This window comes from Inhella inkyongensis, from assembly GCF_005952805.1.
GTDB lineage: Bacteria > Pseudomonadota > Gammaproteobacteria > Burkholderiales > Burkholderiaceae_C > Inhella > Inhella inkyongensis.
The window spans coordinates 3,148,141-3,172,486 of record NZ_CP040709.1; the positions used below are offsets into that span (position 1 = coordinate 3,148,141).

Consider the following 24,346-nt stretch of genomic DNA (forward strand, 5'->3'; position numbering starts at 1 on the left):
CTCCTTGATCAAGGGGAGGAACCACCGCCCAGACCGGCCCATAGCCGGCCAAGTACGGCATTCAGCCCAAGAGCGTCTCCAGACCCTCCTGGGATGAATTCTTTTCACCCGACTCCGCACCCTCTAACGGGGCGCATGAATTCAGGCGCTAACTCTTCTGAACCTTTTCAACTCAAGCAGTGGCGCTGCGAATGCAGGGCACAGGGCACCGGCCCCGCCATCAATCCCAGCTCAGCGCGCCCCCGCTTTGATATTCAATGACTCGCGTCTCGAAGAAGTTACGTTCCTTCTTCAAGTCGATCATTTCGCTCATCCACGGGAAAGGGTTTTCTTCGTTCGGGAACAAGGGATCCAAACCGATTTGGACCGCGCGGCGATTGGCGATGAAGCGCAAATAGCCCTTGAACATCGAGGCATTGAGGCCCAGCACACCGCGCGGCATGGTGTCCTCGGCGTATCGATATTCCAACTCAACGGCCTTCAAGAACAGCGCCTTGATTTCAGCCTTGAATTCAGCCGTCCACAGATGGGGGTTTTCCAGCTTCAAGGCATTGATCAGGTCGATGCCGAAGTTGCAGTGCATCGATTCGTCGCGCAGGATGTACTGGTACTGCTCGGCGGCGCCGGTCATCTTGTTCTGGCGACCCATGGCCAGAATCTGCGTGAAGCCGACGTAGAAGAACAAGCCTTCCATCAAACAGGCAAACACGATCAGGCTCTTGAGCAGGGTCTGATCGGTTTCCGGCGTACCTGTCTTGAAGTTCGGATCCATGATCGCGTCGATGAACGGGATCAAGAACTCGTCCTTGGCACGGATGGAGGGGACTTCGTTGTAGGCGTTGAAGATCTCGCCCTCGTCCAGACCCAGCGACTCCACGATGTACTGGTAGGCGTGGGTATGGATGGCCTCCTCAAAGGCCTGACGCAACAGGAACTGGCGGCACTCCGGCGCCGTGATGTGGCGGTAGGTACCCAACACGATGTTGTTGGCGGCCAGCGAGTCGGCGGTGACGAAGAAACCGAGGTTGCGCTTGATGATGCGGCGCTCGTCATCGGTCAGGCCGTTGGGATCCTTCCAGAGCGCGATATCGCGGCTCATGTTCACTTCCTGCGGCATCCAGTGATTGGCGCAGGTCGCGAGGTATTTTTCCCAGGCCCATTTGTACTTAAAGGGCACCAACTGGTTGACGTCGGTCTGCGCATTGATGATGCGCTTGTCAGCGACGTTGACGCGACGATGCGCGCTGGCAGCCGGAGAGACAGGAACGCTTGCTGCGGGGTTATGTGCAGCAGACTGACCAGCGAAGCTGGAAATTGCGGGGCTGGGTTTGACTTCGTCTTCCCAATTCAGCATGGGGCGTTCCTCTTCAAGCAAATTATCAAAGTGATGAATGCGAATCACCAAGTGCTTTTTGGTGCGAATTCGCAATCAGCGCGCAAAGTCGTTGCGCGAGGGCATCGAAATGCCCATCCGTTCAAATGATTGAACGTTTAATCAAACAGTCATTGAGACAGGAAGACTGCCAAAGAAACCGTAGCAAGCGGCGCAAGGTTGGCCCGAGGAACGCAGTCGTACTTGGGTACGACGGGTACCGCAGGGCCAAGATTGCACCGCGCAGTAGGTTTATTGGCAGGCTTCGCAGTCGGGGTTGTGGCTACGCTGCGCTGCGCCGCAACCCGGGTTCACGACTGGACTCACTGGCAAGCTTCGCAATCCGGGTTGTCGATGCTGCAGAACTTGGCGTCGGTGGCCGGCAACTCCGGCTCAGCCGCAGCCATCGGTGCTGCCACTTGGTTGGACACCGCATTCAGCTGCCCCCGACTGACCGTGCTCTTCTCGGCATGGGTGGCGCCGATGGTGCGCAGGTAGTACGTGGTCTTCAGGCCACGCGTCCAGGCCAGCTTGTAGGTTTCATCCAGCTTGCGACCCGAAGCACCGGCCATATAGATGTTCAGGCTCTGAGCCTGGTCGATCCACTTCTGGCGGCGCGCGCCGGCTTCGATCAGCCAGCTCGGCTCGATCTCAAAAGCCGTGGCGTACAGGTTCTTAAGTTCCTCGGGCACGCGGTCGATGCGGCGCAGAGATCCATCGAAGTGCTTGAGGTCCATCACCATCACCTCGTCCCACAGGCCCAGAGCCTTGAGGTCGCGCACCAGGTACTCGTTCACCACCGTGAACTCGCCCGAGAGGTTGGACTTCACCGAGATGTTGCCGAAACTGGGCTCGATCGACGCATCCACACCAATGATGTTGGAGATGGTTGCGGTCGGGGCAATGGCCACGCAATTGCTGTTGCGCATGCCGTGCTGGCCAATTCGAGCGCGCAGCGCCTCCCAGTTCAGGGTGCTGGAGCGGTCCACCTCGACGTAACCGCCGCGCTGCTCAGCCAACAGGTCCAGGCTGTCCAGCGGCAGGATGCCGCGATCCCACAGCGAGCCCTTGTAGGTGCTGTAGCGGCCGCGCTCCTCAGCCAACTCCGAGCTGGCCCAGTAGGCCTGATAGCAGATCGCTTCCATCGAACGGTCAGCGAACTCCACCGCCTCTTGGCTGGCGTAGGGAATGCGCAGCTGATAGAGCGCATCCTGGAAGCCCATCAGACCCAGGCCAACCGGGCGGTGACGCAGGTTGGAGTCGCGCGCCTTCTTGACCGCGTAGTAGTTGATGTCAATCACGTTGTCCAACATGCGCATGGCAGTGGACACGGTGCGCTTGAGCTTGGCGTGATCCACGCCCCCATCCTTCAGATGGTGGGCCAAATTGACCGAGCCCAGATTGCAGACCGCAATCTCGCTGTCATTGGTGTTGAGCGTGATTTCGGTGCAGAGGTTGCTGGAATGCACCACGCCGCAGTGCTGCTGGGGCGAGCGCACATTGCAGGCATCCTTGAAGGTGATCCAGGGATGTCCGGTCTCGAACAGCATGGTCAGCATCTTGCGCCACAGCTCGCGCGCCGGCAGCTTCTTGTAGGGCTTGATCTCACCACGGGCTGCGCGGGCCTCGTAGGCCACATAGGCCCGCTCGAAGTCTGCCCCCATCAGATCGTGCAGATCCGGGGTGGTGCTGGGCGAGAACAGGCTCCAATCGGCGCCCTCGATCACGCGCTTCATGAACAGATCCGGAATCCAGTTCGCGGTGTTCATGTCATGGGTGCGGCGGCGGTCATCGCCGGTGTTCTTGCGCAGCTCCAGGAACTCCTCGATGTCCAGGTGCCAGGTCTCCAGATAGGCACAGACCGCGCCCTTGCGCTTGCCGCCTTGGTTCACCGCCACCGCGGTGTCGTTGACAACCTTCAGGAAGGGCACCACACCCTGGCTCTCGCCATTCGTGCCTTTGATGTGGCTACCCAGCGCGCGCACCGGGGTCCAGTCATTGCCCAGGCCGCCAGCGTACTTGGAGAGCAGCGCGTTTTCCTTGATGGCCTCGTAGATGCCATCCAGGTCATCGGCCACCGTGGTCAGGTAGCAGCTGGACAGCTGCGAGCGCAGCGTGCCGCTGTTGAAGAGCGTCGGCGTGCTGCTCATGAAGTCAAAACTGGACAGCACCTCGTAGAACTCGATGGCGCGCGCCTCACGGTTGACCTCATTCAGCGCCAAGCCCATGGCCACACGCATGAAGAAGGCCTGCGGCAGCTCGATGCGGGCCTTCTTGATGTGCAGGAAGTAGCGATCAAACAGGGTCTGCAGGCCCAGATAGTCAAAGTTCAGATCGCGCTCGGCCTTGAGGGCCGCGCCCAACTTGACCAGATCGAACTGCGCCAGGCGCGGATCGAGCAACTCGGCATCCACGCCCTTCTTGATGAACTTGGGGAAGTACTCGACATAGCGCTCGGCCATCTGCGCCTGGGTGGTCTCCTGACCCAGGATTTCCTTGCGAATGGTGTGCAGCAGGATGCGGGCGGTGGCGCGGGTGTAGCCGGGCTCTTTTTCAATCAAGGTACGCGCCGACAGGATGGCGGCCTTGTAGACCTCGTCGATCGCCACGCCGTCGTACAGATTGCGCTGGGTCTCGGCCAGGATGGGTTCGGCCTTGACGGCATCCCCCAAATTGGCACAGGCCGACTCGATCATGGCCTGCAGCGCCGCCAAGTCCAGCGGACGACGCTGACCGCCATCCACCACGTGCAGGGTCTCAGCCGGCGGCGGCGCGGCCGGGGCCTCGCCTTTGGCGGCGCGCTCGGCGGAGCGGCGCTCGCGATACAACACATAGGCCCGCGCCACTTCATGGTGGCCACCGCGCATCAGGGCCAACTCCACGTTGTCCTGCACGTCCTCAATATGGAAGGTGCCGCCGCCCGGACGCGAACGCAGCAAGGCGCGCACACAGGCCTCGGTCAAGCCATCCACCGTCTCGCGCACGCTGGCCGAGGCCGCGCCTTGGGCGCCATGCACCGCCAGGAAGGCCTTCATCAACGCCACAGCAATCTTGCTGGGCTCGAAGGAGACCACCGCGCCGTTGCGGCGAATGATCTGGTAGGCCAAGTAGGCCGAGGGCAAGGCGTGGGCCGTGGCGGCACCCGGGGTCGGGTGGTCAACGGCCGGGGCGGCGGTGGAGACGCTGCTGTGCATGGATGGACCTCGTGTTGAAAACTGGGCGGCGCAGGACGCCGACGGCGGAGCCGACCGAAGAGCATCGGACTCCAAACAAAAAAGGCGAAGGGAACACTTAACGAGCCGGTCGCGCGAGGGACTCGGCGGACCGCGCCTTGAGGCCTTGGGAGAGCGAAAACCACTCAAAAAGGCCGCGAAAAAGGCGCAATCGCGTTGTGCAATCGAGAAACCGAAGGATAACACGAGCCACTATATCTAGCGCCAGCTCGACCCTCAACCACTAGCCCTAGCGTGTTGCCCGCTTGACAGCCGTGAAATTTCCAGATTCAAGGACTCGCCAGTGGAGCCACCCTGACCGCTACGACACAGATCAACGCGCGCCACACCGCACTCCGCTTGGATCGCCGTGCCCAAAGCCCCAATTCATGCGGCTTGGCGGCGCATTCTTCGCCCCAAACCGCACCAGCAAAGGCCCTATTCAACCGGCACAAGGAAAGCGCTGGGCGCTCCAGCGCAACATCCGGCGCAAGCCCTGCCAATCAAAGCCCGGACCGGGGTCGGCCTTGCGCCCGGGCGCCACATGCTCATGGCCGACCACCGCGCGCAGCGGCATCGCCTGGCGCAGTGCACGCAGCAGGCCCACCAGGCATCTGTACTGAGCCGGCTCAAAGGCCCCACCCTCCAGGCCTTCGAGCTCTATGCCGACGGAGTAGTCGTTGCAGTTCTCGCGCCCGTCAAACACGGAGCGCCCGGCATGCCAGGCCCGATCCGCCACCGACACGAACTGCAACAGCTCACCGTCGCGGCGAACTAGGAAGTGAGCAGACACCTGCATGCCACGCAGGGTGTCGAAGTAGGGGTGGGCATCGAAATCCAAGCGATTGAGGAAGAAGTCCTCGATCTGTGGGCCGGCAAAGACTCCGGGTGGCAGGCTGATGGAGTGCACGACCACCAGATCGACCGCCACGCCCCGTGGTCTGGGCCCGTAGTTCGGCGAAGGGCAGTGGCGCGCCGCACGCAGCCAGCCTTGCTGCCACAGCGGCACACCCGCCTCAGCCAAGCGGCGGCTCACCATCGTCCACCTGGATGCCCAGCCGCGCCATGCGATAGCGCATCTGCCGCAGCGACAACCCAAGCCGCGCACCCGCCGCCGTGCGGTTGTAGCGACACTGCGCCAAGGCCCGCAGCAAGACCTTGCGCTCCACCTCGTCGAGATGGGCGGCCAGATCACTGGGCAGGGCTTCCTCGCTCGGCAAGGCCAGCGGCGCCGGCGCGGTGCCTGCAGGCAAAGCACCGAAGCTGGAGTCCTCAGTGGACACGCTGTCGGGCAGATCCAGGTCCTCGGCGCACAGCTCGGTGGCGCCGGACAGCGCCAGGGCGCGGTGCAACACGTTCTCCAGTTCGCGCACATTGCCCGGAAAGTTGTAGGCCGCCAGGCGCGCCAGCGCATCCGCGCCAAGCCGGGGCACCGGATGCACACCAGCATCGCGGGCGATTCGCTCCAGCAGCCCAGCGCTGATGGCGGCCACATCCCCGATGCGCTCGCGCAGCGGCGGCACGCGGATCTGGATCACATTCAGGCGGTAGAACAGGTCCTGTCGAAAGCGACCCGCCGCCACTTCGGCGGCCAAATCCTTGTGAGTGGCCGACAACAGGCGCAAGTTCACCGGCAGCTCCGCCACCGCGCCCACCGGCCGCACCGAGCGCTCTTGAATGGCCCGCAACAGTTTGCTCTGCATGGCCAGCGGCAAATCGCCGATTTCATCCAGGAACAGGGTGCCCCCCTGAGCGGCCTGGAAGAAGCCTTCGCGGTCTTCGTTGGCGCCCGTGAAGGCTCCCTTGCGGTAGCCGAAGAACTCGGCCTCCAACAACTGCTCGGGGATGGCTCCACAGTTCACCGCCACAAAGGGCTGGTCGGCCCGGGATCCTTCGCCATGGATGGCACGAGCGACCAACTCCTTGCCGGTGCCCGACTCGCCCTGCAACAGCACCGGCGCCATCGAGCGTCCGACCTTTCGGATCAGTTCGCGCACCTGCTCCATCGCCGCAGAGGGTCCGGCCAAGCGGGCCAGGGCCTGACCTTTGGCCTTGCCGGCCGCCTCGTCTCGACGCGGCGCCGGCTTGCCCGCCACACGGCCCAAGGCCGTGGCCACCACGCTGCGGAACTGGCGCAAGTCCACCGGCTTGGTCAGGTAATCAAAGGCGCCCGCCTTCAAGGCCTCCACTGCGTTCTCTGCCGAGCCGTGGGCCGTGATGACGATGGCCCGTTCGCTGCGCCTTTGCTGCTCCAGCCAATTCAGCAGATCCAGGCCCGAGCCATCGGGCAGGCGCATGTCGGTGATGACGGCGGCAAAGCTCTCGGCCTGCAACAACGCCAGCGCCTCGGCCACCGTCTCGGCGCTCACCAGGCTATAGCCCTCGCGCAACAGGGTCAGCTCGTACAGCGTGCGCAGATCGGGTTCGTCATCAACAACCAGCAGGCGATCAGTAGAGCTCATGGGGCGGCATTCTCAGGGGCGGCTTCATCGCGGGCACGGCTGAGCACGACATCAAAAGCATTGCCGTCCTGACCCCAAGCCTGGGCGCCTTGGTAGTCGATGCGGGCGCGGTAGCGCTCGCACAGCTCGCGGCAGATGTAAAGACCCAAGCCCGAACCGCGGCTGCGCGTGGAATAGAAGGGCTCGAACAAATGGCGCTCCACGCTGGGCGCGATGCGCGGGCCGGGATTGAAGACGCGCAAAGCCACAGCCTGGCGCCCCTGCGGGCTCAGGCTCAGCCCCACCCAGGGCAAGCTGCCATCATGGGCATTCAGCGCCGCCTCCTGTGCATGGCGCCAGGCGTTGTCCAGCAAATTCACCAGCACCCGACGTAAATGTTCGGGGTCGAACTGCACCCGCTGCGGCCCGGGTGGCAAGTCCACGCGCAGGCAGTCCGGCCGCGGCAGGTCCTGCGTAGCGGCCCACTCCTGGCTGACCTCGGCCACCAGGCTCACCGCATCCAGCACCTGCGGTGCCCCTTCAGGGCTGGCAGCCAGCAGCATCACCTCATCGACGATGCGCTGCAGACGCCTGACATTGGCCGCCACCAAGCCTGTCAGGCGCTGCGCACCGGGATCCGGCAAGTCCTCAGACAGCAAGGCGTTGGCCTGTGAGATGGCCGCCAGCGGGTTGCGAATCTCGTGCGCGATGCCAGCCGACATCCGACCCATGGCGGCCAATTTGTCCCGCCGCACTCGTGCCAGCAAGGTGGCGCGATCTTCCAACAGCAGCACACACAGGTCCTCACTGCCGCGATCCTCGCGCCCCCGGTTCACCCGGCTTCGAACACGCAGGGTGCGCGCCGGGGCCTGGGAAAAGTTCAGGGTCACATCCAGGGGCTCGGCCGCGCGCGCGGCAAAGCAGTCGCTAACACGCGCCACCAACTCACCCCAAGCGCGTTGATCGTGTAGGCAGAACTGCGGTTCGTGCAGGGCCTCGCGCTCGCCCAGCAGCATCCGGGCGGCCGGGTTCGCAGCCCGCACTTTGAGCCCGCGGTCCACCACCAACACCCCTTCCTGCATTTCGTCGATGACCAACTGGTTCAACGCCGTTTGCTGCCGTGCAAAGGCCAGGCTGCCCTTGGCCGCCTGCTGCTCGCGCGCCAGACGGGCTGCCAACTCCAGCGCCAACAAGGCCACCGCAAAGTAGCCACTGCCGGCCAAGCCGGCCTGGGTCAATCGGGTGCCCAATTCCGCGGAGTCCCAGCCTTGCGGGAGCAAGGCCCCCAACAGACCCAAGGTGGCGAGCGCCGCGGCGGCCAACGCCGCCCGCCGCGAAGAGAGCACGCCCGCCATCATCACCGGCAGGATGAACAAGGCGGCCAGCGAGACGCCGCCTCCTGCATCCAAGGTCTGCAAGGTGGTGAAGGCCACCAAGTCCAGGCCCACGCTGGCCCACCAACGCGGCCGCCGCAGGCCCGACAAACTGCGTCGACCACTGGCGCGCCGAAGGCGCGGCACCAGAGCATGGGCCAGCGTCAGTCCGGCATAGGCCAGACAAATCCAAAAACCCAGCGGATGCCGGTTGCCACCGGCCACCCAGGCGCCCACTTGCGCCAACAACAGCACCACCCCCAGGGCGGCACGTGCCGCCAAAAAGGCGGCATAGAGCCGGGCAAATCCGCCGTCATCGCCTAAGCGCTCACTGCGCAGTGCCGCAAAGCGGCTGACCGGACCGGCGTCGCTCACTCGGGTTGACGCGCTTCGAAGCGCTGGCGGTGATCGCTGCTGCAAAAGTGCCCGCCACGCCCGGGCAGGGCCAGGCTATCGGGCAGATGCACACCACATTCGGCGCAGCGTCGCATGGCCTCCTTGGCGCCCGCCTGCGGCGCCGACCTTTGGCCTTGCGAACGCTGAGCGCGCGCGCGCCAAACACCCCAAATCACCAGGCCCACCAGGGCCAACAGGAGCCAGCGCGCCATTCAGACCCCGCGCCCCAACATCACCTGCAGCACAAAGCGTGAGCCGACATAGGCCAACAGCAGCAGGCAGCTGCCCACATAAAGCCAGCGCAAGGCCTGGGCGCCACGCCAGCCCAGCCAATGGCGACCCGCCAGCAAACCCGCCAGCACCACAAAGGCCAGCAGCGAGAACAAGGTCTTGTGGTCCCAGCGCCACTGCGTCAGCGTGGCAAAGCCCAACACCAAAGCCAAGCCCAGGACCAGCACGCCCGCGGCGACGAATTGAAAGGTCAGACGTTCCAGGCGCAGTAAGGGCAGACCCAGGGCACCAGGCGCCAACTGGCGCATCTGACGCTCGGCCCGCCCCAGCAACCAGGCATGCAGCACGGCCGTGGCGAACAGACCGTAGGACACCAGACCCAACACCCAATGCAGCGGCGCCCAAGGGCCGGCGGCCGCGTGCAATTGCCCCGGGAAGGCCCAGGCCAGCGCCACCGTGCCAGCCGCCAACAGCGACAGCGCGCGGCGCATGAAGTGCAGAGGAAGAAACCGGCTCTCCAGCAACACCACCGCCAACACCAGCCACAGCATCAAAGAGAGTGCGGGTGCAAACCCAAAGCGCACGCCGGCTTGGGCTGCACCCACGCCCCCCAAGTCCACCAGCAGCGCCAACGCCTGGGCGCCCCAGGCCACCCAAAGTGCCGGCAACCAGCGCTCACGTTGCGCCGAAGCGCCCCAGGCCGACAGGCCATAGCCCAGCAGGGCCAGCAGACTCAATCCAGTCAGCCACATCGCAGCAATCGGGGGCCCGACGGGGGCACCAATAAAATCATCCGCTTTAGTTTACGGGCGCCCTTTGACGGCAGCGCTCCAGCACCCATGGCTTCCACCCTTGCCGATCGCCTGAGTCGGCTGGTCAAGACGATGCGCGGCCAAGCCCGCATCACCGAAACGAATGTGCAGGAGATGCTGCGCGAAGTGCGCATGGCCCTGCTGGAGGCCGACGTGGCCCTGCCCGTGGTGCGTGACTTCGTAGCACGCGTCAAGGACAAGGCCCTGGGCGCCGAGGTGGTGGGGTCGCTGACGCCCGGACAGGCCTTGGTGGGCATCGTCCACAAAGAACTCGCCGCCACCATGGGCGAGCTGGACGAAAAAGGACAGCTCAAGGCCGGCGCCAGCGACATCAATCTGCACACCCAGCCTCCGGCCGTCATCCTGATGGCCGGCCTGCAGGGTGCGGGCAAGACCACCACCACGGCCAAGCTGGCCAAGCACCTGATCGAAAAGCGCAAGAAAAAGGTGCTGACGGTCAGCGGCGACGTCTATCGCCCGGCTGCCATTGAGCAGCTCAAGACCGTCACCGCCCAAGCCGGCGCCGAGTGGTTCCCGTCCACACCGGATCAAAAACCACGCGACATCGCACTGGCCGCCCTCGATCACGCCCGTCGTCACTACTTCGACGTGCTGCTGGTGGACACCGCCGGCCGACTGGCCATCGACGAAGCCCTGATGGCCGAGATCCGCGAGCTGCATGCCACGCTCAAGCCGGTCGAAACCCTGTTCGTGGTGGATGCCATGCAGGGTCAGGACGCCATCAACACCGCCAAAGCCTTCAAAGAGGCCCTGCCCCTGACCGGCGTGGTGCTGACCAAATTGGACGGCGACTCGCGCGGCGGCGCGGCACTTTCGGTGCGCGCCATCACTGGCGTGCCGATCAAGTTCGCGGGCGTCAGTGAAAAGATCGACGGTCTGGAAGCCTTTAACGCCGAGCGCCATGCCGGTCGCGTGCTGGGCATGGGCGACATCGTCGCCCTGGTCGAGGAGGTGACCAAGGGCGTGGACCTGGAGTCGGCCAAGGCCATGGCCGACAAGATCAAGAGCGGTGACGCCTTCACGCTTGACGACTTTCTGCTGCAACTGCAGCAGATGAAGAAGATGGGGGGCCTGTCCAGCCTGATGGACAAGCTGCCGACCCAGATCGCCGCCAAGGCCGGCGCCAATGAAATGGAGCGCGCCGAGCGCGACATGCGCCGCATGACCGGCATCATCCATTCGATGACCAAGCTGGAGCGCCGCAAGCCCGAGATCATCAAGGCCACCCGCAAGAAGCGCATCGCCAATGGTGCCGGCGTGCAGGTGCAGGACGTCAATCGCCTGCTCAATCAGTTCGAGCAGATGCGCGACATGATGAAGAAGATGAAGGGCGGCGGCCTGTTCAAGATGATGAAGAAGATGGGCGGCATGAAGGGCCTGCCGGGCATGTGACCCCCCCAGGCTTCGGGGGGCCAGTGGCCTGGCGCAACGGCTGCTTACGCTTGTAAGTCGCATTGGGGTGAACCCGCAGGCAGACTGCGCGCCCCATGATGCAAGTTCCCTTTTTTCAGCGCCTCGGCCAACAGCTGCGCCCCCTGGTGCGCGCTCACGCCAACGAGGACACCGTGGCCGCCTGGCCCCCAGTCGCCGCCCGGCTGCTCAACGCCCCCGAGCGCCTTGCGCACAGCGTGCTGCAGCAGGCCCTGCCCGACTGCCAGCTCTTCGTCCACGTCCCACTGGCCCGGCTGGTGCGGGTGCCCAACCGCCGCTCCTACAACGAGTGGCTTTCACGCATCTCGGGCCTGAGTGCCGACTTTGCAATCTGTGATCGCAGCAGTCAGGTCATTGGCACGGTACTTCTCAGCCCGCGCGAAGAGACCCCGCGCGGCAAGCTGCGGCGCGAACGCCTGGCTCGCGTGCTGCGGGCCGCCGGACTGCAAGTGGTGGAGTGGCAAGTCGGCTGGCAACCGCATCAGAACGAGCTGCGCCAAGCGCTAGGCCTGGCGCGGCTCTGAATCAGCTCAGCAGAGCCTGCACAAACTCGCGTGCGCTGAAGGCCTCCACAGGGGCCGCTTCTGCGAGTTGGCTCCGGCTCAGCTAAGCAGAGCCTGCGCAAACTCGCGTGCGCTGAAGGTCTGCAGATCTTCGAGCTTCTCACCCACGCCGATGAAGTAGACGGGGATAGGGCGCTCGCGCGCGATGGCCGCCAGCACCCCACCTTTGGCGGTGCCATCCAGCTTGGTCACGATCAGGCCCGTCAGACCCAGGGCATCGTCAAAGGCGCGCACCTGGGTCAGGGCGTTCTGGCCGGTGTTGCCGTCCACCACCAGCAGCACCTCGTGCGGTGCATCCGGCTGCGCCTTGGTGATCACGCGCTTGATCTTTTTCAGCTCTTCCATCAGATGCAGCTGCGTGGGCAAGCGGCCGGCGGTGTCGGCGATCACCACGTCACAGCCGCGTGCACGGCCGGCGTTCACGGCGTCGAAGGTCACGGCCGCCGGGTCGCCGCCCTGCTGACTGACGATGTCTACCCAGCCTGCGCCTTGTGCCTGGACCCCGCTGCCATCCGCGCGCTGGGCCCAGACCGCTAACTGCTCGCGAGCGGCCGCGCGGAAGGTGTCGGCAGCGGCCATCAGCACTTTCTGCTCGGCTTCCAGCAGGTGACGGGTCAGCTTACCAATGCTGGTGGTCTTGCCGGCGCCATTGACGCCCACGACCATCATCACCGTCGGGTTGTGGCGCCCCACTTCCAGGCTGCGCTCCAGCGGAAGCAGCAACTCGGTGAGCACCTCGATCAGCAGGCCTTTGACGGCCTGAGGCTCGGTGCAACGCGCCTCGCGCACCCGCTGCTTCAGCGTCTCCAGCAGGAACTCGGTGGCCTTGACGCCGGCATCGGCCATCAGCAGCGCCTCTTCCAGCTCCTCAAACAGTGCGTCGTCGATCTTGGTGCGGCTGAACACGCTGGCCAGACTGGAGCCGGTCTTGCGCAGGCCATCGCGCAGGCGCTGCAGCCAGCCGGCTCGCGGGGCGGGTGCCGCTACTTCCGGCGCGGGAGCGGGCGGTGCAGCCACCGGAGCCGCCTGCTCCGGCACGGGCATGGGTTGAGGCACAGGCGCAGCAGGGGCCGCCACAGGGGCCAGCGGCTCCGGGGCAGCAACAGGAGCAAGTACTTCGAGAGTCGAAGAAGACGGCGACACCTCGGGCGCCGGTGCAAGGGGCTCATGAATCACCGGCACCACGGGTTCAGGTGCGGCGGGCGCCGGAGCAACGACAGGAGCCGGCGCGGTCTTGGGGGCCAAGTCGGCAAAGCCCACTTCGGTGAACACCGAGCCGTTGTCAGCGTCGGGCGTGGGTTTCTTCTTGAAAAAACTGAACATCGAACTTCCGCGAGGGCCGCAAAATTTCTGCGGCGAAAAAGAGACTTGCACAAATCCGCAAAACTTGCGCTATAGTAGCGGGCTCTTGGCGCTTTAGCTCAGCCGGTTAGAGCGACGGAATCATAATCCGCAGGTCCGGGGTTCGAATCCCTGAAGCGCCACCAAAATGGAAAAGCCCCGTTGATCGTCAGATCAACGGGGCTTTGTTCCGTTCGCAGCACCCTTCCAACAGCCCCTGGATGAACCCCATGATCCGCTGTGCTCTGGCGCTCGCCGCCACTGTCCTCGCCAGCCCCCTGCTGGCGCAGACCCACCGCCACTTCCCCGCCGACGCCCTGCGCGGGGAGATCAAGTTCCTGCAGCCCCCTGCCGTGCAACTCAACGGCAAGCCGCAAACCCTCTCGCCGGGCAGCCGGCTGCAGGGCGAGAACGGCATGGGCGTGCTGTCGGGCGAACTGATCGGCCGCGCTCATTCCGTTCACTACACCTTGAACACCGATGGCCAGCTGCGCGACGTCTGGATCCTGAACGCCACCGAGCGCCAGAACCGCGTCTGGCCCAAGAGCCGCGAAGAGGCCAACCGCTGGACCTTCGACCCCTCCACTCAGACCTGGAGCAAGCCATGAGCGCCCCCACAAGCAAAAAGGTCTACATCAAGACCTTCGGCTGCCAGATGAACGAGTACGACTCGGACAAGATGGTGGACGTGATGCACCAGGCCGAGGGCTACGAAAAGACCGATGACCCCGAGGCCGCCGACCTGATCCTCTTCAACACCTGCTCGGTGCGCGAGAAGGCGCAAGAGAAGGTCTTCAGCGACCTCGGGCGTGTGCGCCACCTCAAAGCCAAGGGCGTGAAGATCGCCGTGGGCGGCTGCGTCGCCTCGCAGGAAGGCGCCGCCATCATCGACCGCGCGCCCTATGTGGACGTGGTGTTCGGCCCGCAGACTCTGCACCGCCTGCCCGAGCTGCTGGCCAAGCGCACGGAAGTAGCCAAGCCGCAAGTGGACATCTCCTTCCCGGAGATCGAGAAGTTCGACCACCTGCCACCCGCCAAGGTCGAGGGCCGCTCGGCCTTCGTCTCCATCATGGAAGGTTGCAGCAAGTACTGCAGCTACTGCGTGGTGCCCTACACCCGTGGCGAAGAGGTCAGCCGCCCGTTTGAGGATGTGCTGGTGGAAGTCGCCGGACTTGCCGAACAGGGTGTTCTTGAAGTGACCTTGCTGGGCCAGAACGTCAACGCCTATCGCGGCAAGATGGGCGAGTCTGGAGAGATTGCCGACTTCGCCATGCTGCTGGAATACGTGGCAGAGATCCCCGGCATCCAGCGCATCCGCTACACCACCAGCCATCCCAACGAGTTCAGTCAGCGCCTGATCGAGGCCTACGGCAAGATCCCGCAGCTGGTGAACCACCTGCACCTGCCGGTGCAGCATGGCTCGGACCGCATCCTGGCCGCCATGAAGCGCGGCTACAGCGCCATCCAGTTCAAGAGCATCGTGCGCAAACTGCGCGCCATCCGCCCGGACATCCGCATCGCTTCCGACTTCATCGTTGGCTTCCCCGGCGAGACGGACGAGGATCACGCGCAGACCATGAAGTTGATTCAAGACGTCGGCTTTGATGCCTCGTTCAGCTTCATCTTCAGCCCGCGCCCCGGCACCCCTGCCGCCAATCTGCCCGACGACACGCCCTACGAGGTGAAAGTGGCCCGTCTGCAGCAGCTCCAAGCGGCCATCGAGGCGCATGCGCTGTCGATCTCGCAGACCCTGGTGGGCACGCGTCAAAAGGTGCTGGTGGTGGGCAATGCCAAGAAGGACCCCAGCGAGCTGATGGGCCGCACCGAGTGCAACCGCATCGTCAACTTCAAGGGTCATGCCCGGCTGATGAATGAGCTCATTGAGCTCGACATCACCGACGCCTACCCCCACTCGCTGCGCGGCGCCGTGCCTATCACCGAGAGCCACACCGAAGCGGTCTGAGAGCCAGCCAAACGCCCCGGGCATCCCCCGGGGCTTTGTGGCCCTGGGCTGCTGGACAATGCGCGCCATGCGCCTAGCCGACCTCATGGGCCCCTTGCTGGGCTTCATTGCGCGCGCGATCACCGGGGCCCAGGGCCACTGGTTGGGCTGTCCGCCCTCGAACGAACAGCGCATCTACATCGCCAATCACCAGAGCCACTTTGATTTGGTGCTGATCTGGGCCGCCCTGCCGGCCGAGTTGCGGCCGCGCGTGCGCGCCATCGCCGCACGCGACTACTGGACCAAGAGCAAGTTCAAGACTTGGCTGACCACCGACGTGTTCAACACCGTCTATGTGAGCCGCACCCGCGCCAACCCCGATGAGGACCCGCTGGAACCCCTGGTCGAAGCCCTGCGTCAGGGTGACTCGCTGCTGATCTTCCCGGAGGGCACGCGCTCGGCCAAAGGCGAGCCCCTGCCCTTCAAGGCCGGCATCTATCACCTGGCTGAGCAGTTCCCCAACGTGCAGATCATCCCGACCTGGATCGACAACGTGCAACGCGTGATGCCCAAGGGCGAAGTGGTGCCGGTGCCCATCTTGTGCACGGTCACTTTCGGGACGCCGACGCAGATTCAGCCTGAGGAAGACAAGAAGGCTTTTCTGGAGCGCACCCGCGCCGAGATGATGGCCCTCAAGCCCGGAGGGTGGCGGCAATGATGGCCCTGCACCGTTTGCCCGTGCGCCCGCAGGAGCCCTGCCATGAGTGAGCTCAAGCACTGGAGCCCGGCCGATCAGATCGCGCTGCTCTTCGGCCTGCTCTTCGGTCTGCTGCTGCTCATCACGGCCGGTGGTGTGCTCTATCGCGCCAAGAACCCGGTGGAAGAGTTGACCATCGAGCCGCGCAGCGCGCGCGCGCAGTTCCGCCGCGACCTGAACGCTTCCTGGATCGGCGCCCTGCTGTTTTGGCTGGCCTGGATCAGCGGCGCCGTGGGCTCCACCATCCTGTTCGGCCTGTTCTCGTTCTTTTGTCTGCGCGAGTTCATCACGCTGCAGCACACCACCCGCAGCGACCATCGCACCCTGATCGCCGCCTTCTTCGTGATCTTGCCGCTGCAGTACATCGTGGTGGCCAATCGGCGCTTTGACCTCTTCACCGTGTTGATCCCGGTCTACGCCTTTTTGGCCATTCCGGTCATCAGCGCGCTCTCGGGCGATCCCAAGCGCTTTTTGGAGCGCAACGCCAAGATCCAGTGGGGCGTGATGGTCTGCGTCTACGGCCTGAGCCATGCCCCGGCCCTGCTGCTCTTGGAGTTTCCGCGCTACCAGGGCCGCGGCGCCTTCCTGCTGTTCTTCCTGGTCACCGTGGTGTCCATCGCGCAAATCATGCAGGAGGTGGCCAGCCGCAGCCTGCGTCGCCGCCCCGCCGTGCGGGCCATCAGCCGCTCGTTCAGCAAGCGCGCCTGGTGGATCGGCGCGCTCAGCGGGGCCTTTGTCGGCGCCCTGCTCTACTGGGTCACGCCCTTCAAGGCGGGGCAAGCCTTTGTGCTGGCCTTTTTGGCCGCCGGCTCCGGCACCCTGGGCGCCTTGGTGATGAAGGCCATGAAGCGTGAGGCCGGTGTGCACTACTGGGGCAATCGCAGCTCCATCACCGGCGCCATCGGTCTTTTGGACCGCACCGCCGCGCTGTGCTTTGCCGCGCCGATCTTTTTCCATTCGGTGCGCTGGTACTTCAAGCTCTCCGTATGACCCCCCCGAAGCGGCTGCGCCGCCTCCCCCCAGGGGGCGCCGCCAGTGGCCTGGCGAAGCCAGTTCCACGGCGGCCGCTTGATCTTTCTTTGACTGCAGCCTGTTGTGCTGCAAATCAGTCGGGCTTATGAGAATTCTGGGCATCGATCCGGGTCTGCAAACGACGGGCTTTGCCGGCGCGCTCTGCGCGCATGGGCGGCTGCGCCGCCATGCCAACCCGTCAAGCCCTTTTGGCGGCACTCACCTGCGGAGCCCGGCGACATGCGCATCCTCGGAATAGACCCCGGCCTGCAAACCACGGGCTTTGGGGTCATTGAGGCCGACGGCCCGCGCCTGGGCTATGTGGCCAGCGGCACCATTCGCACCACGGGTGCGGCGGCCGGGGTGGCCACGGGGGATCTGCCTGGGCGCATCAAGATCCTGTTCGAGGGCGTGCGCGAGGTGGTGCAAACCTACAGCCCCGACTGCGCGGCGCTGGAGATCGTGTTCGTCAATGTGAATCCGCAGTCCACGCTGCTGCTGGGCCAGGCCCGCGGCGCGGCCCTGGCCGCACTCACCACCTCGGGCCTCACCGTCAACGAATACACCGCACTACAGATGAAGAAAGCCGTGGTCGGTCATGGTCACGCGAAGAAGGAACAAATCCAGGCCATGGTGCAGCGCCTCCTGAATCTGCCGGGGCTGCCGGGCAAGGATGCCGCCGATGCCCTGGGGCTGGCCATCATGCACGCACACGCGCAGACCAGCTTTGCCGCCATGAGTGCCAAGGGCAGTCTGGCACGCCGCCAACACGCCCAGTTCAAGGGCACGAGAACCTATTGACCCGCATGAACCCACACCCGCAGACCCTCAGCGGCCTGCTGCGCGCCTTCGTCTGGGAGCACCGCCGCGCCTATGGCAGCGCGGCGCTGATGCTGACGGGCATCAGTCTGCTGCTGGTCTGGATCCCGACCCAGGTCGGGCACATCGTCGATGGCCTGGTCGAACGCGGCCTGCAGGGGCCTGGGCTCTACCGGGAACTGGCCTGGCTGGCCGGCGCGGGCCTGGCGGTTTATGGCCTGCGGGTGGCCTGGCGCCTGGCGCTCTTTGGCGCGTCGTTCCGGCTCGGGCAACGCCTGCGCGTTGCTTTGTTCGAGCGCCTGGGCGCCCAGGCGCCGCGCTTCTTCCAGACCCAGCGTGCCGGCGACCTGATGGCCCTGGCCACCAACGACGTGGATGCGGTCGAAACCGCCAGTGGCGACGCCATGCTGGCTGCCTTTGACGGCACCCAGACCCTGATCCTGGTGGTGCTGAGCATGCTGGTGGTGATCGACTGGCGCCTGAGCCTGGCCGCCCTGCTGCCCTTCCCCTTCATGGCCTGGGCTTTCTGGTGGATCTCCAACCGGGTGCACGAGGCCTGGAGCGCTTCGTTGGAGGACTTCTCCAAGATGAGCCGGCAGGCTCAGCAGACCCTGGGCGCGCTGCGCACCGTGCGCGCCATGGGGCTGGCCGATCAAGAGCAGGCCGCCTTCCAGGCTTGGGCCCAGACCTCCGGCCAGGCCGCCTACCGCGCCCAGCGCTGGGAAGCAGCCTACGAACCGGCCGTCGGCATTGCCCTGACGGTCTCCACCGCGGCTGCGCTGGGCTGCGGCGCCTGGTTGATCGGACGGGGCGAGCTCACGGTCGGACAACTCACCGCCTTCATCCTGCTGCTGGATCGCCTGATCTGGCCGATGTTCGCGGCCGGCTGGGTGCTCTCGCTGCTCGAACGTGGCCGCGCCGGCTGGGCCCGGCTGGCGCCGGTGCTGCAAGCCGAAGCCACACGCGTGGACAGCGGCACGCGCGGCCCGGTGCGCGAGGCCGCCCTGAAGGTGCGCGACCTGCACTTCGCCTACGACCCCGCCAGCCCGGTGCTGCGGGGCCTCGATGTCGAACTGCGCCCCGGCCAGATGCTGGCGGTCGTCGGCCCCACAGGCAGCGGCAAAAGCACGCTGCTGCGGCTGCTGCTGCGCCAATGGGAGCCCGACAGCGGCCAAATCGAACTCGACGGCGCCCCGCTGCCCGAATGGCAGCGCAGCGCCCTGGCCGAAGCCCTGGCCTGGGTGCCGCAAGAGCCCTTCTTGTTCTCAGCCAGCGTGGCCGAGAACATCGCGCTGGCCCGCGCCACCGCCACGCCCGCCGAGGTCGAAGCCGCCGCCCAGGCGGCCGCCTTGCACGGCGATTTGCTACGCCTGCCCCAGGGCTATGCCACCACAGTGGGCGAAAAGGGCGTCTCGCTCTCGGGCGGCCAACGGCAGCGGGTGGCCATTGCCCGCGCCCTGCTGAGCGAGGCCAAGCTCACGCTGTTGGATGACGCCCTTTCGGCCGTAGACACCGGCACCGAGACACAAATCCTGCAAGCCCTGCGCGAGCGCCGCAGCCAACGCCCCGAATGCGCGCTGGTGGTCGTCACCCACCGGCTCTCGGCCGCTGTCGACGCCGACGAGATCATCGTGCTGCGCGAGGGGCGGATCAGCGAACGCGGCCGGCACGCCGAGTTGCTGGCGCTGAATGGCTGGTACGCCACGCAGTGGCGCTACCAACAGTTGGAGCAAAGCCTTGAGGACTGAAGCCCAAGACACCGCGCGTTCCAGCAGCCGCGCCGCCGCGGGCCTGCTGCTGCGCATGGCCGCACCCGAGCGCGCCACCGTGTGGGCCGGCATTGCCTGGTTGGCCCTGGCGGCCGGCCTGGAGGCCCTGGGGCCCATCTTGGGCCAGCGCCTGATCGACCACTATCTGCGTCCGGCCAAGTTGGATGACTGGCAGCCCCTGGCCTTGCTGCTGGGCCTGATGACCACGGTCGGCGTCGCTGCCAGTCTGATCCGCTATTTGCAGCTCACCCGCATGGCCGGGGTGGCAAGGCGCTCGGTGCTGCGCTTGCGCGAACAGGTCTATGCCCATGTGCTGGCCCTGCCTATGGCGTATTTCGATCGCCACATCACCGGCGCCCTGGTCAGCCGCGTGACCAACGACACCGAGGCCGTCAACCAGCTCTACCGCCAGGTGCTCTACGTGATGCTGGACTCCAGCATCGTGGTGACGGGTGCCCTGGTGGCCATGGCCTGGCTGGACTGGCGGCTGATGCTCATCATCGCCGCGCTGATCCCCGCCATGGTCGGGGTGATCTGGGGCTACCAACGGCTGTCCGCTCCGGCCGTGGCCGAGGCGCGCGCCCTGAAGAGCGACATCAATGCCCAGATTGCCGAGAACCTCAACGGCCTGGCGGTGCTGCAGGCCAGCGGCGCGCTGGGCCGCTTCCAGGCCCGCTTTGCCGGCCACAACCAGCGCCACTACCAGGCCCGCATGAAAGAGCTGGGCGCCAACGCCTGGCTGCTGCGCCCGGCCCTGGACCTCTTGAATGTGCTGCTGATGGTGGCGCTCATCTACGGCTTTGCGCAGCGCCAGGGCTCTGCGGTGGACGGCGGCCTGCAGGTCGGTCTGCTCTATGCGTTTTTGGCCTATCTGACCCGGGTGGTCGAGCCCCTGATCCAGATCACCATGCAGTTCGGTCAGCTGCAGCAAAGCTTGGTGGCTGCCGCCCGGGTGGGGGTGCTGCTGCAAGAGCGCGCCGAGCCAGCGCATGAAAGCGCGCGCGGCATCCAAGCCGGCGCCATCCAACTGCGCGCCCTGCGTGCCGGCTATGGCGATGGGCCGGACGTGCTGCACCCCTTTGACGCCGACATCGCGCCCGGCCAGTTCATCGGCCTGGTGGGCCACACCGGCAGCGGCAAAAGCACGCTCCTGAGCCTGTTGCTGCGCTTCTACAGCCCGCGCGCCGGGCAGATCCTCTTTGACGGCCTGTCCTTGGACGAATTGGGCGAGGCGGCCCTGCGCCAGGACCTGGCCCTGGTGCCGCAGGAGCCCCAGCTGCTGGCGGCAAGCGCCTGGGACAACCTGCGCATGGGTCGCACCCATTTGAGCGAGGCCGCCCTGCAGACCGCCGCGCAGCAAGCGCATATCCACGATCTGCTGCAAAGCCTGCCGCAAGGCTACGACACCCTGCTGGGCGAGGGCGGTGTGCAGCTCAGCACCGGTCAGAAGCAGCTGCTGGCCATGGCCCGCGCGCTGGCCGGCGCGCCCAAGATCCTGCTGCTGGACGAAGCCACCGCCAACATCGACAGCGCCACGGAGGCCCTGCTCGGCCAGGCCCTGGAGCAATTGCGCGGACGCGTGACGGTGATCGCCGTGGCGCATCGGCTCTCCACCATCCGCGCCGCCGATGCCATCTGGGTGCTGCACCACGGCCAGCGTGTGGAGTGCGGCCGGCACGAAGAACTGATGGCCATTTCAGGCGGCGTCTACCAGCGCCTGGTGCAGCTGCAGCAGCTGGAAGAACCGCGCCCGGAAACTCAGGCGCGATAGATCAGCACTTTCAGCGCACGGTCACTGGCCACATCGGCAAAGGCCGCCGGGTTGGGCAGGCGCTGCACGAACTGCAGCGCGGGCGCGGCCTCCTGCATCTGCTCGCGCAAAAAGGCCTCGCCCAGCTTGGGCGTGTTCAGGCACAGCAAGGCATGGCCGCCCGGGGCCAACAGCTCCGGCAGGCGGCGCATCAGGCGCGCGTAGTCCTTGGTGGCCACAAAGCTGCCCTTCTGGAAGCTGGGCGGATCCACGATCACCAGCTCGTAGGGCCCGCTGCGCGTGAGCTTGCCCCAGCTCTTGAAGATGTCGTGCGCCAGAAAACTGGCACCTCCCTTAAGCCCGTTGAGCTCATGGTTACGGCGCCCCAGCGCCAAGGCCCCCGGGCTCATGTCCACATTGATGACCTGTTCAGCCCCGGCCTGCAGCGCCACCACTGAAAACGCGCAGCTGTAGGCGAACAGGTTCAGCACCTTGGCATGGGGCAGCGCCGCAATCTGCTGGCGCACCCAAGCCCGGCCCTCGGCCATGTCCAGGAACAGGCCATGGTTCTGACCCTTGAGCAAATGCACCAGATAGCGCGCCCCGCCCTCAACCACGGTGTGGGGCTCGGGCAGCTCACCGGCCATCAGGCGGGTCTCGGCCCGGCCACCCTCTTGGCGGCATTGGTAGACCCAGCACAGCGCCTGGCCCTGGGTGTCGAGTTCGGCCCAGCGTTGCGCCAGCGCCTGATGAATCTGGGCCAGGGCTTCCTCGCTCAGCGGCTCGAAGCTGGTCAGCAGCCAGGCCGGCGGATAGGCATCCAAGGCCAGGTGCTCACACCCCGGGAACAGGCCACCGCGACCGTGGAAATGACGTTGGGCCTCGGAAGGCAGGGGCAGTTGAGCGATCGCTTCGAAAAGGGCTTGCATGGAGGGCTGGGCTTTAGCTGAGGCGCGATTGCATCACTTGTTGAAACGTGCGGTGCGACGTCGCCACTACCGGGCCTCGAAAGAGCAGCCGCCCGGCCATGAACTAAACTCCGCCCCCGGCTCAGCTGCGCGCGCCAGCGCGCCTAGGCCCTGGCCCTTGACCTCGTGGACTTGCGGCTACCAAACAACCAACCCTTTTTCGAGAGCCACACCATGGGCAACAAGATCGTTACCGAGGCCCAGCGCCGCGCCACCCCCCGTCCCGTCGCCCCCAAGGGCGTGACCTTCACCACCGGCCGCGGCCAGAAGCGCAGCCTGGAGCGTGGTTCGCACACCCGCAGCAAGAAGAACCCGGGCAAGCGCCCGCACCAGGGTTAATCCACCCCGGTCTTCATCCAGCGGCGCCTCAGGCGCCGTTGTTTTTTTGGCGCCTGGGGCGCCAATGTTTTTCCTGCTTTACCCTTTTGCCATGCTGCGAATCACCGATCTGCGCCTGCCGCTCAACCACACCGATGCACAACTGCACGCGGCCGTGCTGCAGCGCCTGGGCCTGACGCCGCAGCAAGCCGAGCAGCTCAAGGGCTTCACCGTCTTCAAGCGCGCGCACGACGCTCGCAAGAAGACGGCCATGCAGCTGATCTACACCCTGGACTGCGAGCTGACCGACCCGGCACACGAGGCCGAGCTGCTGGCAAGCGGCGACGCCCATCTGCGCCCCAGCCCGGACACGCGCTACAAGGTGATCGGCCACGCGCCGGCCGACTTCTATGCCCAGGGCAGCAAGAAGCGCCCGGTGGTGGTGGGCTTCGGGCCTTGCGGCCTGTTTGCCGCCCTGATCCTGGCGCAAATGGGTCTGCGCCCCCTGGTGCTGGAACGCGGCCGCGCGGTGCGCGACCGCACCAAGGACACCTGGGGCCTGTGGCGTCAGGGCGTGCTCAAGCCCGAATCGAATGTGCAGTTCGGCGAGGGCGGTGCCGGCACGTTTTCGGACGGCAAGCTCTACAGCCAGATCTCGGACCCACGCCATCTCACGCGCAAGGTACTGACCGAATTCGTCAAGGCCGGCGCGCCGGAAGAGATCCTGTTCGTCAGCAAGCCCCATATCGGCACCTTCCGCCTGGTGAGCATGATCGAGAAGATGCGCGCCGACATCGAGGCCTTGGGCGGTGAGATCCGCTTCGAGCAGAAGGTGGTGGATCTGCAGATCGAGGACGGCGCCGTGCGCGGCCTCACGCTGGAAACCGGCGAGCAGATCGAGGCCGATCACGTGGTGCTGGCCCTGGGCCACAGCGCGCGCGATACCTTTGCCATGCTGCATGCCCGTGGCGTCTACATGGAGGCCAAGCCCTTCTCGGTGGGCTTTCGCATCGAGCACCCGCAAAGTCTGATTGACGCGGCGCGCTTCGGGCCGAACGCCGGCAACCCCTTGCTGGGTGCGGCCGACTACAAGCTGGTGCACCACGCCAAGAACGGGCGTTCGGTCTACAGCTTCTGCATGTGCCCGGGGGGCACGGTGGTGGCCGCCACCTCCGAGCCCGATCGCGTGGTCACCAATGGCATGAGCCAGTACTCACGCGCCGAGCGCAATGCCAACGCCGGCATCGTGGTGGGCATCAACCCGCAGGACTACCGGCAGGACGGCAAGACCGAAGGCCCGGTGAACCCACTCGATGGCATGGCCTTCCAGCGCATCTGGGAGTCGCGCGCCTTTGAGCTCGGCGAAGGCGGCTACCGCGCCCCGGGCGCCCTGGTGGGCGACTTCCTCAAGCGCCAGCCCTCCACGGTGCTGGGCGAGGTGATGCCCTCGTACAAGCCCGGCATCACACTGACCCAGCTGCAAGAAAAGGGCCGCACGGTACTGCCCCCCTATGTGCTGGAAGCCATCCGCGAGGCCCTGCCCGCCTTCGGCCGCCAGATCCGCGGCTTCGACCGCGCCGACGCCGTGCTCACCGGCGTCGAGACCCGCACCTCCTCGCCCCTGCGCCTGACGCGCGGCCGCGACTACCAAAGCCTGAACGTACGCGGCCTCTACCCGGCGGGCGAAGGCGCGGGCTATGCCGGCGGCATCATGTCGGCCGGCGTCGACGGCATCGAAGTAGCGGAAGCGCTAGGGCGCGCACTGCTGGACGGCTAAGGCCGATCCAAGACGTCCGCGCACTGTCCGCGGACAGCAGCG

The 24,346-nt window shown here is 65.7% G+C and carries 20 protein-coding genes and 1 tRNA gene; 12 read left to right on the forward strand and 9 right to left on the reverse strand.

What is annotated here, in order from left to right; all coding sequences use genetic code 11:
* Positions 1-220 precede the first annotated feature (220 nt).
* The 7 genes from FF090_RS14880 to FF090_RS14910 form a co-directional block, all read right to left on the reverse strand.
* Positions 221-1,354, reverse strand: a complete 1,134-nt coding sequence (locus FF090_RS14880) for a ribonucleotide-diphosphate reductase subunit beta (protein ID WP_138857466.1) — start codon at positions 1,352-1,354, stop codon at positions 221-223.
* 341 nt (positions 1,355-1,695) lie between these two features.
* The gene (locus FF090_RS14885) at positions 1,696-4,566 is read right to left on the reverse strand and encodes a ribonucleoside-diphosphate reductase subunit alpha (protein WP_138857467.1); all 2,871 of its coding nucleotides are present in this window, start codon (positions 4,564-4,566) and stop codon (positions 1,696-1,698) included.
* Between the two features lie 460 nt (positions 4,567-5,026).
* Positions 5,027-5,623, reverse strand: coding sequence for a 1,6-anhydro-N-acetylmuramyl-L-alanine amidase AmpD (gene ampD, locus FF090_RS14890; RefSeq protein ID WP_138857468.1), 597 nt, complete (start codon positions 5,621-5,623; stop codon positions 5,027-5,029).
* A complete protein-coding gene (locus FF090_RS14895; RefSeq protein WP_138857469.1) occupies positions 5,601-7,046 on the reverse strand; it encodes a sigma-54-dependent transcriptional regulator in 1,446 nt (481 codons plus the stop codon). Before FF090_RS14895 ends, ampD begins: the two co-directional genes overlap by 23 nt.
* The gene (locus tag FF090_RS14900) at positions 7,043-8,773 is read right to left on the reverse strand and encodes a sensor histidine kinase (RefSeq protein ID WP_138857470.1); all 1,731 of its coding nucleotides are present in this window, start codon (positions 8,771-8,773) and stop codon (positions 7,043-7,045) included. Before FF090_RS14900 ends, FF090_RS14895 begins: the two co-directional genes overlap by 4 nt.
* Positions 8,770-9,006 (reverse strand): PP0621 family protein, encoded by a 237-nt coding sequence (locus tag FF090_RS14905; protein ID WP_138857471.1) that lies wholly within the window; start codon positions 9,004-9,006, stop codon positions 8,770-8,772. The genes FF090_RS14900 and FF090_RS14905 overlap by 4 nt, the downstream gene beginning before the upstream one ends.
* Positions 9,007-9,777 carry a cytochrome C assembly family protein gene (locus tag FF090_RS14910; RefSeq protein ID WP_138857472.1) on the reverse strand — a complete coding sequence of 257 codons (771 nt, stop codon included), beginning with the start codon at positions 9,775-9,777 and terminating at the stop codon, positions 9,007-9,009.
* Between the two features lie 87 nt (positions 9,778-9,864).
* Between FF090_RS14910 and ffh the strand changes: the two genes are divergently transcribed.
* Both ffh and FF090_RS14920 read left to right on the forward strand, forming a co-directional pair.
* Positions 9,865-11,250 carry a signal recognition particle protein gene (gene ffh, locus FF090_RS14915; protein ID WP_138857473.1) on the forward strand — a complete coding sequence of 462 codons (1,386 nt, stop codon included), beginning with the start codon at positions 9,865-9,867 and terminating at the stop codon, positions 11,248-11,250.
* A 98-nt stretch (positions 11,251-11,348) separates the two neighbouring features.
* On the forward strand, positions 11,349-11,813 hold the full coding sequence (locus tag FF090_RS14920; protein WP_175423680.1) for a DUF2726 domain-containing protein: 465 nt from the start codon (positions 11,349-11,351) through the stop codon (positions 11,811-11,813).
* 78 nt (positions 11,814-11,891) lie between these two features.
* On the opposite strand, the gene ftsY is transcribed toward FF090_RS14920, so the two are convergent.
* Positions 11,892-13,175: a signal recognition particle-docking protein FtsY gene (gene ftsY / locus FF090_RS14925; RefSeq protein WP_138857475.1), complete on the reverse strand. Its 1,284-nt coding sequence runs from the start codon at positions 13,173-13,175 to the stop codon at positions 11,892-11,894.
* Positions 13,176-13,262: 87 nt separating this feature from the next.
* Between ftsY and FF090_RS14930 the strand changes: the two genes are divergently transcribed.
* The 8 genes from FF090_RS14930 to FF090_RS14965 all read left to right on the forward strand — a co-directional run bounded on the left by FF090_RS14930 (position 13,263) and on the right by FF090_RS14965 (position 21,262).
* Positions 13,263-13,339: transfer RNA gene (locus FF090_RS14930), tRNA-Met, on the forward strand.
* A gap of 84 nt (positions 13,340-13,423) precedes the next feature.
* Positions 13,424-13,801 (forward strand): adenine nucleotide alpha hydrolase family protein, encoded by a 378-nt coding sequence (locus tag FF090_RS14935; protein WP_138857476.1) that lies wholly within the window; start codon positions 13,424-13,426, stop codon positions 13,799-13,801.
* A complete protein-coding gene (gene miaB / locus FF090_RS14940) occupies positions 13,798-15,156 on the forward strand; it encodes a tRNA (N6-isopentenyl adenosine(37)-C2)-methylthiotransferase MiaB (protein WP_138857477.1) in 1,359 nt (452 codons plus the stop codon). Before FF090_RS14935 ends, miaB begins: the two co-directional genes overlap by 4 nt.
* A gap of 67 nt (positions 15,157-15,223) precedes the next feature.
* The gene (locus FF090_RS14945; RefSeq protein ID WP_138857478.1) at positions 15,224-15,853 is read left to right on the forward strand and encodes a lysophospholipid acyltransferase family protein; all 630 of its coding nucleotides are present in this window, start codon (positions 15,224-15,226) and stop codon (positions 15,851-15,853) included.
* A gap of 42 nt (positions 15,854-15,895) precedes the next feature.
* The gene (locus FF090_RS14950) at positions 15,896-16,882 is read left to right on the forward strand and encodes a phosphatidate cytidylyltransferase (RefSeq protein WP_138857479.1); all 987 of its coding nucleotides are present in this window, start codon (positions 15,896-15,898) and stop codon (positions 16,880-16,882) included.
* 261 nt (positions 16,883-17,143) lie between these two features.
* On the forward strand, positions 17,144-17,704 hold the full coding sequence (gene ruvC / locus FF090_RS14955; protein ID WP_138857480.1) for a crossover junction endodeoxyribonuclease RuvC: 561 nt from the start codon (positions 17,144-17,146) through the stop codon (positions 17,702-17,704).
* Positions 17,705-17,709: 5 nt separating this feature from the next.
* Complete coding sequence (locus tag FF090_RS14960) at positions 17,710-19,470, forward strand: ABC transporter ATP-binding protein (protein WP_138857481.1); 1,761 nt, start codon at positions 17,710-17,712, stop codon at positions 19,468-19,470.
* Positions 19,460-21,262 (forward strand): ABC transporter ATP-binding protein, encoded by a 1,803-nt coding sequence (locus FF090_RS14965; protein ID WP_310732974.1) that lies wholly within the window; start codon positions 19,460-19,462, stop codon positions 21,260-21,262. The genes FF090_RS14960 and FF090_RS14965 overlap by 11 nt, the downstream gene beginning before the upstream one ends.
* Here the strand turns inward: FF090_RS14965 and FF090_RS14970 are convergent.
* A complete protein-coding gene (locus tag FF090_RS14970) occupies positions 21,250-22,170 on the reverse strand; it encodes a class I SAM-dependent methyltransferase (RefSeq protein WP_138857483.1) in 921 nt (306 codons plus the stop codon). The genes FF090_RS14965 and FF090_RS14970 overlap by 13 nt on opposite strands.
* A gap of 213 nt (positions 22,171-22,383) precedes the next feature.
* Here FF090_RS14970 and FF090_RS19325 point away from each other — a divergent pair, with 213 nt between their 5' ends.
* Both FF090_RS19325 and FF090_RS14975 read left to right on the forward strand, forming a co-directional pair.
* Positions 22,384-22,548: a hypothetical protein gene (locus FF090_RS19325; RefSeq protein ID WP_175423681.1), complete on the forward strand. Its 165-nt coding sequence runs from the start codon at positions 22,384-22,386 to the stop codon at positions 22,546-22,548.
* Positions 22,549-22,639: 91 nt separating this feature from the next.
* Positions 22,640-24,304, forward strand: coding sequence for an NAD(P)/FAD-dependent oxidoreductase (locus tag FF090_RS14975; protein ID WP_138857484.1), 1,665 nt, complete (start codon positions 22,640-22,642; stop codon positions 24,302-24,304).
* The last annotated feature ends 42 nt before the right edge of the window (positions 24,305-24,346 follow it).